This window comes from Paenibacillus sp. FSL L8-0494 (assembly GCF_038003695.1).
Lineage (GTDB): Bacteria > Bacillota > Bacilli > Paenibacillales > Paenibacillaceae > Paenibacillus_AQ > Paenibacillus_AQ odorifer.
In genome coordinates, this window is record NZ_JBBOPQ010000001.1 from 5,620,968 (window position 1) to 5,633,209 (window position 12,242).

At 48.1% G+C, this 12,242-nt stretch carries 8 protein-coding genes; 3 read left to right on the top strand and 5 right to left on the bottom strand.

The features are described 5' to 3' along the window. Positions 1 to 418 precede the first annotated feature (418 nt). Positions 419 to 2,362, top strand: a complete 1,944-nt coding sequence (locus NYE35_RS25460) for a glycosyl hydrolase family 18 protein (protein ID WP_341122207.1) — start codon at positions 419 to 421, stop codon at positions 2,360 to 2,362. A gap of 60 nt (positions 2,363 to 2,422) precedes the next feature. Then, positions 2,423 to 4,831, top strand: coding sequence for a glycosyl hydrolase family 18 protein (locus NYE35_RS25465; RefSeq protein WP_341122208.1), 2,409 nt, complete (start codon positions 2,423 to 2,425; stop codon positions 4,829 to 4,831). A gap of 412 nt (positions 4,832 to 5,243) precedes the next feature. Here NYE35_RS25465 and NYE35_RS25470 read toward each other — a convergent pair whose 3' ends face one another. The 3 genes from NYE35_RS25470 to NYE35_RS25480 all read right to left on the bottom strand — a co-directional run bounded on the left by NYE35_RS25470 (position 5,244) and on the right by NYE35_RS25480 (position 7,957). Next, complete coding sequence (locus NYE35_RS25470; protein WP_038573081.1) at positions 5,244 to 5,900, bottom strand: XTP/dITP diphosphatase; 657 nt, start codon at positions 5,898 to 5,900, stop codon at positions 5,244 to 5,246. A 1-nt stretch (position 5,901) separates the two neighbouring features. Then, positions 5,902 to 6,660 (bottom strand): ribonuclease PH, encoded by a 759-nt coding sequence (rph, locus tag NYE35_RS25475; RefSeq protein WP_036686952.1) that lies wholly within the window; start codon positions 6,658 to 6,660, stop codon positions 5,902 to 5,904. A gap of 163 nt (positions 6,661 to 6,823) precedes the next feature. After that, positions 6,824 to 7,957, bottom strand: a complete 1,134-nt coding sequence (locus tag NYE35_RS25480; protein ID WP_176462677.1) for a GerMN domain-containing protein — start codon at positions 7,955 to 7,957, stop codon at positions 6,824 to 6,826. A 269-nt stretch (positions 7,958 to 8,226) separates the two neighbouring features. On the opposite strand from NYE35_RS25480, the gene NYE35_RS25485 reads away from it, so the two are divergent. Then, positions 8,227 to 8,835, top strand: coding sequence for a phosphatidylglycerophosphatase A family protein (locus NYE35_RS25485; protein WP_036686950.1), 609 nt, complete (start codon positions 8,227 to 8,229; stop codon positions 8,833 to 8,835). A 1,529-nt stretch (positions 8,836 to 10,364) separates the two neighbouring features. Here the strand turns inward: NYE35_RS25485 and NYE35_RS25490 are convergent. Then, positions 10,365 to 11,375, bottom strand: coding sequence for an MBL fold metallo-hydrolase (locus tag NYE35_RS25490; protein ID WP_341122209.1), 1,011 nt, complete (start codon positions 11,373 to 11,375; stop codon positions 10,365 to 10,367). Positions 11,376 to 11,413: 38 nt separating this feature from the next. Beyond that, positions 11,414 to 12,148 carry a class I SAM-dependent methyltransferase gene (locus NYE35_RS25495; RefSeq protein WP_076099469.1) on the bottom strand — a complete coding sequence of 245 codons (735 nt, stop codon included), beginning with the start codon at positions 12,146 to 12,148 and terminating at the stop codon, positions 11,414 to 11,416. Positions 12,149 to 12,242: the final 94 nt, after the last annotated feature.

Sequence of the window (12,242 nt, forward strand, 5' to 3'; positions counted from 1 at the left end):
TTGACAAGTCACTATAAATTAGAAAATTCTCCCCCTATATCACCTGATTTTATCCCTAGCGCAATTGCAAGCTATGCTTGAGAATAAGAGTTACCATCACCCATTTATATCTAATTCATCCTAATTATCCAACTTCCAAACATCCTCCTCTATTCATTCAAACCATACACAGCATGTTACATCTTTTAAAATCAATGAAACAGCAGCACACAAAAAGCATAAAAGAAAGCGCTTACTGATTGGGTAAGGCTTGATTTGGACCGCTGCTTTTTTGCTGCTGAATCTACGAATTGAACTTCAATAGAATGATAGGGACGCCAAGGGTGATGGTGCACTACAACCGACGGGAGGTGAAGGTCAGGACATCTTGCCGAAAAGAATTTCGAACTACACTTTGAATCTAGGAGGTAGAAATTCAATGATCTTCACGAAAAAAGCTTCACGCAAAACCTTTGCAATTGCGATGATCGCCGCGCTTGTTCTGACACTCTTTTCCACCCTGGGTGGCAGTCCCAAAACAGCCAACGCCGCACAGGATTACAAACTGGTTGGTTATTACGCTTCATGGGCCGCTTACGGGCGTGCTTACAATGTAACAGATATCGATCCTACCAAAATGAATGTCATTAACTACGCTTTTGCGGATATTTGTTGGAATGGCATTCATGGCAATCCCGACCCCACTGGCCCTAATCCGGTGACCTGGTCTTGCCAGAATGAACAAGGCCAAGCCATCAGCGTTCCGAACGGTACGATTGTTCTTGGTGATCCGTGGATTGACACTGGAAAAAGCTTCGGGGATGACAAATGGGATGATCCCATCAAAGGTAACCTGAAGCAGCTATGGAAGCTGAAGGAAAAGAACCCGAACCTGAAGACCCTAATCTCCGTTGGGGGCTGGACCTGGTCGAACCGTTTCTCGGATGTAGCTGCGACAGCTGCGACCCGTGAGGTTTTTGCCAATTCCGCGGTTGATTTTATTCGAAAATACAAGATGGACGGCGTGGATCTCGACTGGGAATATCCAGTAAGTGGTGGACTCGCAGGCAATAGCTACCGTCCTGAAGATAAAGAAAACTATGTACTGCTGCTGCAAAAAGTTCGCGAAAAGCTAAATGCAGCCGGCGCGGCGGATGGAAAAACCTATCTGCTGACCATTGCTTCCGGGGCAGGCCCAACGTATATCAACAACAATAACCTGGCCGGCATTGCTTCCGTTGTCGACTGGATCAATATTATGACCTATGACTTTAATGGGAGCTGGAACACCACCACCGGACATAATGCTCCGTTGTACTATGATCCCGCAGCTTCCGCTTCGGGCTTAACCGAACCGCAAAATTTTAACATCGATAAAGCGGTAACCTCCTATCTTGCGAATGGTGTACCTGCGAACAAGCTTGTACTTGGCATGGCTTTTTACGGTCGTGGTTGGGGCGGAGCTCCGGCTTCAGGAAACGGCCAATATCAGGTATCCGCTGGCATCTCACCAACAGGAACATGGGAAAAAGGCAGCTATGATTTCTATGATCTCGAAGCTAATTATATCAACAAAAACGGCTATACCCGCTATTGGAATGATACATCCAAAGTGCCTTATCTCTATAATCCAACAAATCAAACCTTTATCAGCTATGACGACGTAGAATCCTTTGGCCACAAGATCAGCTACCTGAAGTCCAAGGGTCTTGCAGGTGTCATGTTCTGGGAAACAAGTGGTGACCGGAACAAAACATTAACCAACAAACTAAACGCCGATCTTGGTGGCGGAGTGGTGCAGCCGACACCGACACCATCCACATCACCAACACCTACGGCAACTCCAACTCCTACGGCAACAGCAACGCCAACGCCAACTGCAACCGTGACGCCAACCCCAACGCCTACACCGGGACAATGTTCGGCAGCGGCCTGGGGTGCAACAACCGTATACACTGGCGGACAGCGTGTCTCCTACAATGGCTCAGTCTATGAAGCCAAGTGGTGGACGCAAGGGGATCGTCCTGATCTTAGCGGACCTGATGGGGTCTGGAAATTCATCAGCGTATTCGGAACAGCGACACCAACGCCAACTGCAACTGTGGTCCCAACTTTAACACCTACGGTAGTACCAACGCCTACCGCAACCGTTGCACCTACGCCTACTGTCGCGCCAACGCCAACTGCAACCGTTACACCTACGCCAACTCCTTTGCCTACCGCTACACCTACTTCGGAAGGGTCTAGCTGGGGAACAGGCGTTGCGTACAAAACAGGTGATGTCGTCGCCTACAACGGAAAAACATATACCTGCTTGCAGCCCCACACTTCACTTCAGGGCTGGGAGCCAGCCACCACACCTGCTCTTTGGAAGCTCAATTAAAGTCATGCAGGAAGCAGCGTTCCCTAAATAACATTATCCCCCCTTGGAGGTATATTAAATATGATTGCAAAAGCACGTGCTAAGCGCAAAATATCCATAAGTTACCTTGCTGCGCTAATGAGCCTAATCGTTCTGGTTCCACTTTACACCGGGACAGGTGCATCCTTACCAGTGGCCCATGCAACGGAAACAACACCTTCCGCTCCCGCTCCAGCAGCTGATCATCCTCGCAAAATCGTTGCTTACTTCCCAGAGTGGGGCGATCAGGAGAACAAAGGATTTTACACCGTAGACAAAATTCCGTGGGATAAAATTACCCATATTAACTATGCCTTCGCCAAGGTAAATCCTCAAACGAACAAGATTGATCTCATGGACCGTACAGCCGCTATCGAAAAAGACTACCCCGGCCAGCTGACCACCCTGCCTTTTAAGGGGCATTTTAACCAACTGGTCAAGTACAAACAGCTCTATCCTGATGTACGCACCCTGATTTCTGTTGGCGGCTGGTCGGGTTCCGGAGGATTCTTCAACATGGCGAATTCGGAAGCCGGGCGAGAAGCTTTTGCCAATAGTGTTGTGGATTTTCTGCGTACCTATCAGTTCAACGGAGTGGACATCGATTGGGAGTACCCTTCTGGCACTGGGCAGTCCGGTAATCCTAACGATTTTGCCGTGGCAGAACCGCTGCGTACAGTTAATTACAACAACTACGTTCTTCTTATGAAAAAACTTCGCGAAAAGCTCGATCTGGCAGGTTCACAAGACAATCAGAAATATGACCTGACTATTGCGGCCACCGCCTCTTCCTGGATTCTTGGGGGCATGAAGCTTGGGGAAGCCAATCAGTATTTAGACTGGGCGAACCTTATGACCTATGATTTCCATGGTGCGTGGAATGGTTATGTAGGGCCGCATTCTGCACTGTACCCGGATTCCCGCGATACTGAAACTGCTGCGCTGGGTACTCCGGTTCTGAATACCGACTGGGCGGTCCGATACTATCTCGGTACGCTTCCTCCGGAAAAAATCGTGATCGGAGTTCCTTATTATTCACGAGGCTGGAAAAATGTGAATGGAGGCATCAACAATACCGGCCTTTACGGCACAGCTCCGACAACCGGTGGGGGAGCAGATGGCCAATACGGCATCTGGAATGATCCCGCACCAGAGCAGCCTGCTGGTGCAAATCCGATCTGGCATGTGCTAAATCTGCTCAAAGATCCAGCGAATAAACGTTACTTCGATCCTGTTACCAAAACACCGTACTTGTTCAACGCAGACAAGAAGGTTTTTCTTACGTATGAAGATAAGGAATCTCTAGGCTACAAGCTGGATTACATTAAACAAAAAGGCTTGGGAGGCATGATGTTCTGGGAATTAACGGGCGATTACTCTGAGCAGAGCGATGGCACTTATACGTACGGCAATTCTCTGACCGATTTTGCCTATGATCAGCTGAAAACAGCCACGCCGCCGGGCGGAGCTCCTAAGCCGCAGTTGCCTGAACCTAAAAACTTCAACCTCAGCTTCAGCGGCGCTTATGATCATCCGAACTATACCTATTCATTAAAAATAACGAACAACACCGGTGCGGATATTCCCGGTGGCTGGAAGCTAGAATTCGACCTGCCAACAACTACAACCCTAACATCGGCATGGGGAGCCGGTAGCGTTGAGCAAATCTCCACGGCCTGGGATTTCAACCGCTACCGTATTACAGGTACAGCTACTCAAACCATTGCAAACGGAGCTTCACTTGAAATTCCGGGTATGATGAAGCTGAATTTTTCAGGCGGTCCACAGCGAATCACCCTGAACGGAAACTCGTCCCAACAGGAATACGATAAACTGTACGGTGGCATTACGCCAACGCCAACACCAACACCGTCTGCATCACCGACAGCAACACCTACTCCGACGACTACACCAACAGCAACACCAACGGCAACACCTACAACAACACCGACTCCGACGGCAACCGTGACGCCAACGCCAACTGTAGCGCCAACACCTACTCCTACGCCGGGACAATGCTCGGCAGCGACCTGGAATGCGGCAACCGCATATACTGGCGGACAACGCGTTTCCTACAACGGTTCACTCTATGAAGCCAAGTGGTGGACACAGGGAGATCGTCCCGATCTTAGCGGACCGGAGGGTGTCTGGAAATACATCAGCGTGTGTGGAACAGCAACGTCTACACCAACGGCAACTGTAGCTCCAACGGTAACACCGACTTTGACACCAACGGTGGCACCGACGCCTACAGCAACCGTAACACCCACGCAAACTCCATTACCGACTGCTACACCTACTTCGGGAGGGTCTAGCTGGGTAACAGGAGTTGCTTATAAAGTAGGTGATGTCGTTGCCTACAGTGGAAAAACGTATACCTGCTTGCAGCCTCACACTTCACTTCAGGGGTGGGAGCCAGCTTCTACACCTGCTCTTTGGAAGCTGATATAATCGGGTGCTCTCTTTGATTCCAACAAGAAGATTGTCCCATTACAAGGAGAACATCCCATTATTAGTGCAGAGTCATACTCATTCTCTGGGGCTTACGTTAAGGACCCAGTTGACGTTATTTACAAATTTCAAGCCTTTGGAGCTATGTTTCGGACTCCAGTGCTGCTATTCCTTATGAAATGCTTCTTTTGGGGTGTTTTTCGTGCCCATAGCGACTTTGGGGTCCAGTAGAATCTCAATTATCGGAAATAGCTACGTTTAAGGTCAGCTGTGTCCGGGTGGCAGCTTCATACGGGTAAATGTGTTAGAATCGAACGAAGTTTGAGGCTTAGTTCAAAGGGAAGGTATAAAAAACGGGGGTGTCCAGCAGCCATTTCGCGGCTTTTGGACACCCCCACTTTTATAAAAAACTCTATTCCGGCGATAGGCCGCCTTCAGCCGCCAGTTTCTTCTCCAGCTTCGCCGTCAGCAGTCGCAGTGCAGTTCCTCGATGGCTGATCTGCTGCTTCTCTTCCAGCGTAAGCTCGGCCATAGTTTTTTCATGTTCCGACAGGTAGAATAGCGGGTCGTAACCGAAACCACCGGCACCTGATGGTTCTGAAGTAATCCAACCTTCGACCGCACCTTCTGCGGTTAGCTCCTGCTTGGAAACTGGATCGTACAGCGATAAAGTACAGACGAACCTAGCCGTGCTCAGCAAAGGCTGATCTGTGTCTTCCCCCTGTTTCAATCTCTCTAGCTCGCTAAGCAGCTTTAGGTTATTTTCCCCATCCGTAGCATCTTCACCTGCAAAACGTGCAGAGTACACACCAGGTCTGCCATCCAAAGCATCTACACAAAGACCCGAATCATCAGCGAGTACCGGAATTCCAAGTGCGTCACCTACGGCTTTGGATTTTTTAAATGCGTTTTCTGCAAAAGTAGCTCCGTCTTCTACCACATCGGGCAGATGCGGATAGTCATACATACTCTTAACTGTCAGGCCCAGCGGGGCAAAAGCGTGCTCGAATTCGCGCACCTTCCCCTTATTCTTCGTAGCGACAATGAGAATATTGCCCGTGGAATTCATGTTACACCTCTTGGCCCGGCTGGCCGGAAGGGATTTTCAGAGCAATCGCTCCGAGCGCTTCTTTTTGTGCGGCAATCAGTTCATAAATCCCTTTCTCACCTAGACCCAATAAAAGATCCAGCTCTTGACGCGAGAATGGTCTTTCTTCGCCAGTTCCTTGTACCTCAACAAAAGCACCGCCGCCGGTCATGACTACATTCATATCCACTTTGGCTTTGGAATCCTCTTCATAATTCAGATCGAGCAGTGTTTTATCCCCTACAACACCTACACTAATTGCTCCCAAAAAGTCTGTTATAGGAAAAACAGCCAGCTTGTGCTGTAGTGCAATTTTATTAATAGCAAACGCCATGGCAACAAAAGCGCCTGTTATCGAAGCCGTCCGAGTTCCCCCATCCGCCTGAATCACATCACAATCCAGCGTAATGCTGCGTTCACCTAACGCTTGTAAATTCACCACGGAGCGAAGCGCACGGCCGATCAGCCGTTGGATTTCCATTGTACGTCCGGTAAGTTTACCGCGTGCAGCTTCACGTTGATTACGGGACTGAGTGGCCCGAGGAAGCATCGAATATTCAGCAGTTACCCAGCCTTTTCCTTGTCCTTTAAGAAACGGAGGCACTTTTTCCTCTACAGTAGCCGTACAAATAACTTTGGTGTCTCCCATCTCAATGATCACGGAGCCCTCAGCATATTTATTCGTTTGGGTCGTTATTGTCAGCGGCCGTAATTGGTCGTCAGTTCGCCCGTTTGATCTCATCTTTTCTGCCTCCTACATCGTATAGCTAATAGTTTAGTGTGAGTCCCGTTTCCCTGTTGTTCATTGCGGCAGTTCACCGTTCGGGACGTTGCGTCTTTTTGAGCAACTTTTATTCTACCAAAGAGGAGGCACAAAAGCATCTTTTAAACCTTAGAAGGTCATTCTATAACGGGAGCTCGTTCAAAAATTCAGGTGCAGAAACAGGTTTGCTATAGTCCACATTGTCAGTGTCGGTAATCGATTGTTTGCCGTTCAAACGAATTTGAACTAAAGCATCTTCCGTATTTTGCGCAACAGTCAGAACAACCGATTCCAGCAATTCGGCAGGAACTTCCTTCCCATCTGCGAACATATCGTCAGTCAAGGATACAGTAACAACACCGTTTTGTCCGGCTTCAACCGAATCAAGTGATGTGCCCTGTGTCATAACCATTTCCAGACCGTCTCCGGATTCAGGTCCCGCAATCAGTTCATTGATAGCAGCAGTCAGCTGTTCTTGCCCTGCGGGTACAAAGCGCGTAACCGGAACATAATATTGGATACCGTCAGAAGATGTTGTGGAAAAATAAACAGTAACCGCACTAGAGTTCATCAAAGATGGACCTTGTTTAGGCAGGTTAATGCCCATTGTGCGGGACAGCGGGCGATCCAGCGGAGTACCTTGAAGCGGCATTTCCGTAAGCTTTTTACCATCTACCCAGAACTGTACACCTTTAATGTCATCTTGACCGGTCAGCGTCCAAGTGATCGCTTCAAGGATTTTGCGTTCATCCGCAGCATCGTAGTTGTTAAATTCCGAATTGAACTCAACAACTGCCAGATTCGACTTGTCTACCGTAATGCTTTGCACCTCAGTTCCAGCTGGTAGAATGCCTTGGAAGCCTTCTGGCAATGAGGACGCATATTCTCCCTTATTCACTAATGCCATTAAAGAGTTCTTGAGCGTGCTGGAATCTTTGCTTTTTGGCAGATTTAGCGACACTGGAGCGAGTAAGCCGTTTCCATCTTCCAAATATACGGTCGTCCGGTCACCGGAAGCCGTTGTTTTATCCGTTGCTTTAGCGGTTTTGGTGCTGTCCTTAACAGCTGTTTGTGCATCATCCTGAGCCACTGGACCAAATACACCTGAATCCAAAGTGTTATTTCCCTCTGTCTGTAGCATCTGCGCTTCAACCTCAGGTGGCGGAGCATCAATCGATGCTGATTCCGAACCGAACAAGCCACAACCGGACAGTGCCAGTGGAACTGCGAGTAGGCAGACCGCGGAAATCCCGCGGATTTGTTGCATTGTTTTCATCATTTATTACCCCTTTCAAGGTTAGATAGCATTTGTACTGCTATGTATACGAGACCTTTGTCCAAAAAATAACAACTGCTTATCCTAAATTGTTGGAAAAGCCTGTGTACTTTATTTTCAGGTTGGGTTGGATCTAGATTTTAATTCACATAGACTCCGCTTTCTGGACAAATACTTCTTCTAAACGTACAATCTGAGATAACACCAGCGCTTAACATCATGCTAACGAACGTTGTAATGCAAAGACTTAACTTACGAGGTGACTAATCATGGCTGATGAACCAATCGCAAAAATACCTTACAGTCTGAACAGCAAGGCAGTCGCAGATGCGACCAAAGTGTGGTTGAATAAGCGTGGAGTGAACCTGCAGGAAATCGCAGAGCTCGTTATGTTTCTGCAAAAAAAATATTATCCAAACTTAACAATGGAAGAGTGTGTCCATAACGTTGAGATGGTACTCAGCAAACGGGAAGTGCAAAATGCAGTACTTACGGGCATTCAATTGGACATGCTCGCGGAGGAGGGGAAGTTGTTTCCGCCGCTTCAGGATATGATCGAAAATGATGAGGGATTATACGGAGTGGATGAGATTCTGGCTTTCTCCATCGTAAATGTATACGGCAGCATTGGCTTCACCAACTATGGTTATGTGGACAAGCTTAAGCCAGGCGTTCTTGAACGGTTGAACGACAAAAACACCGGGCAGATCCACACCTTCCTCGACGATATCGTCGGAGCAGTAGCCGCTGCAGCTAGTAGCCGAATCGCACACCGTAAGCAAGCGGAGCGTGAGATAGACCTCGAACTTCCGCATTCACCTGAGGATCGCGAAGAAGCTGCAAGGAAACTTGCAGAACATGAAAAACAACCGGAGTAACCGGTGTTTTGGGTACACTCTGAGAATTAAAAAGCGATTGTTTCGTAGCCCTTGCGGGTTATGAGACAATCGCTTTTTTTGAGGTTGGGTTGGGTTGGGTTGGGTTGGGTTGGGTTGGGTTGGGTTGGGTTGGGTTGGGTTGGGTTGGGTTGGGTTGGGTTGGGTTGGGTTGGGTTGGGTTGGGTTGGGTTGGGACCGTTTTAGGGAAAAACTCCCTAAAAAATACCGAAAATCGTTCAAAACCTAAGGTATTAGGGAATTCTTCCCTAATAACTCTACGAAAACCTTAATTTATAGCTACATTCGTAGAATATTAGGGAGAAATTCCCTAATATCCGCTCTACACCTCAACAATCCTCAAAAAACAGGGAGGAATTCCCCAATTAGTCAATACCAACACTTAGTTACTCGGCAAGATGTGTTTCTACCCACGAATAGCGGCATCTGAGTCCGAATGATCTGTGTGACGCATGAGTTAAGTAATCAAATGTTAGTTTGGTAATGCGTTCGGACTCAGGTGACACTATACTCACAATCCCCTTAGATTTGGACACTTTCGGACTCCAGAGTCGCTATTCACTCAAAAATGACCAATAACTACCCTCTGCACTAGCAATAACGCCTCTCCGGTCCGATACTAACCTCAAAAGCCCCAAAACCCACGAATAGCGGCATCTGAGTCCGAATGATCTGTGTGACGCATAAGTAAAGTAATCAAATGTTAGTTGGTAATGCGATCGGACTCAGGTGACACTATTTCCATAAAACACCCTTGATTTAGTCACTTTCGGACTCCAGAGTCGCTATTCACTCAAAAATGACCAATAACTCCCCTCTGCACTAGCAATAACGCCTCCCCGGTCCGATACTAACCTCAAAAGTCCCAAAACTCACGAATAGCTGCATCTGAGTCCGAATGATCTGTATGACGCATAAGTAAAGTAATCAAATGTTAGTCCAAATGATCAGCCTAACGCATGAGTATGTAATCAAAGGTTAGTTTGGTAATGCGTTCGGACTCAGGTGACACTATACTCACATATCCCCTTTGATTTGGACACTTTCGGACTCCAGAGTCGCTATTCACTCAAAAATGACCAATAACTCCCCTCTGCACTATCAATAACGCCTCTCCTGTCCGATACTAACCTCAAAAGTCCCAAAACCCACGAATAGCGGCATCTGAGTCCGAATGACCTGTGTAACGCGTAAGCAAAGTAATCAAATGTTAGTCCAAATGATCAGCCTAACGCATGAGTATGTAATCAAAGGTTAGTTTGGTATGCGATCGGACTGAGGAGCTCAATATTCATATAAATAGCACCGAATTATACTCTCTCCTTAGTCACTAAAACCAAAACCAAAAAAAGAGCAGTCCCAATAACACAGGACTGCTCTGTACCTCTACTCGATCATAACCTTCACATCTCAATTCATTTCATCAATCATCATTCATCATTCATCACTCATCACTCATCACTCATCACTCATCATTCATCACTCATCACTCTTCGAGCCCGCTAGAAACTCTAACTAACATGGTCTCCAGCACTTTCAGATGCTGCAAACAATATAGCACCGTCCGCCTCTATCATTACCGCTTGCTCCCGGCGCATCAGCTCCGCTAAATGCGCCAGTGTCTCACTCATCGCAAAGCGCATCTGGTGAACGGTGGTTACCCGTCTGCGAAACAGAATTTCGCAGACGGCGAAGCCGCTCAGCGGGCCGTTTGCGAGCAAGGCTACCGTGGTATCCAGCCGCTCCTCATGATGAGCGAGCAGGCTGCTGACCCGGTGCGCAAAACCCGTGAACGGTTCCCGATGGCCCGGGAACGCCATGCTGACCGAATAGCTGCCCAGCTCCCGCAGCCCCTGAAGAAACGTCTGCAGCGGCTGTGGATCGCTGCCTGGAAGCAGGCTGACATTGGGCGAAATCTGCGGCAGCACAGCATCGCCGCAGATCATTTGCCCGCTGTCCGCATGATAAAAGCTCACATGTCCCGGTGCATGTCCGCCAGTTACAATCAATTGCCATTCACGGCCCCCCATCCCGAAAGGCTCTACCTCATTCAGATAAGTTACAACCGGCTGCGGCTCCACTTGAGCGTCAAAGCTCTCCAAATGCGCTTTTATTCCACTCGACCATTCTTCCGACATTCCGTGTCCGATGAAATATAACGGCAAAACTTCATTGATATCCGTGTCACTGCCCCACATCAACATCGCTTCGGCATGAGCACGTTCAGTCATCCATACCTTACATCCGGTCTGTAACTGCAACCATCCCGCCAATCCATAATGATCGGGATGATGATGTGTTACGACGATATCCCGCACGTCCTTCCACGACAATCCCAGCTCCTGCAGGATCGCCTGCCAGCATTTTTCTGTCTCCGGGCTACGCGGACCGGGATCAATAATAGTAATTCTGCCATCCTCATCGGGCAGAATATAGCTGTTCACTTGACGAAGCGGCGAGTCCATGGGCACCGAGACCTGAAGAATGTTCTCGTCCCATGAAGTGATATCCGCCTTAGACATGGTGCGATCACCGCCTTTGAATCTTTTTCCTGATACCATTACGATCGAATTCCACTAAAAATCATCCGCGTGGAGCTTTCTGCATTATAAACCTCATCTTCATAGCTGCCATGCACAGCTTCGAGCTGTAAACCCGCTTCCTCGATCATCCCGCTGAATTTCTCCAAGGAATACAGCTTCACACGTTCATGATATTGGCGAGGTGTAGAATCATTTTTAGAGGTTAAAATGATGTCCTTCTTCACGTACCCATCCTCGATCCGCCGCGACTCATCAATCAGATTTTTTCCATCCTCGCGGGTAGAATGCGGCACCAGATGACGAATCACATACGCAGGATTCAGATAATCAATAACAAACTTGCCACCCGGCTTCAACATCCGATAGATTTCACGCAAAACCTTTACCTGCTCCTCATCCTCTTCAAAATAACCAAAGGAAGTGAATAGATTAACCACAGCATCGAAACCTCCAGTTAACGGTAGGTCACGCATGTCAGAACGCAGCCAAGTTACCTGCTCCGCTCCTGTTTGAGATCTTGCCTCACGCAGCAATACCTCTGATAAGTCCACTCCAGTTACCTCGTACCCTGCTTCCGCAAGCGCCAGTGAATGACGTCCCATCCCACAACATAAATCCAGCACTTTGGAGCCTGGCGGTAGTCCCAGCCACGAGATCATTCGTTCAACTTCTTTACGAGCTCCACCAAAGTCTCGATGTTTGTATACGACCAGATAATCCTCTCCGAAGCTCTTTTCATACCATTCAGTCATGTTGTCTCTCCTCCCACAGGCGTCTTCCTGTAACTCCACTCTATGTATGTTAATGTATCGCCATTGTACAGTCTTTTACTCACAAACTCAAAGA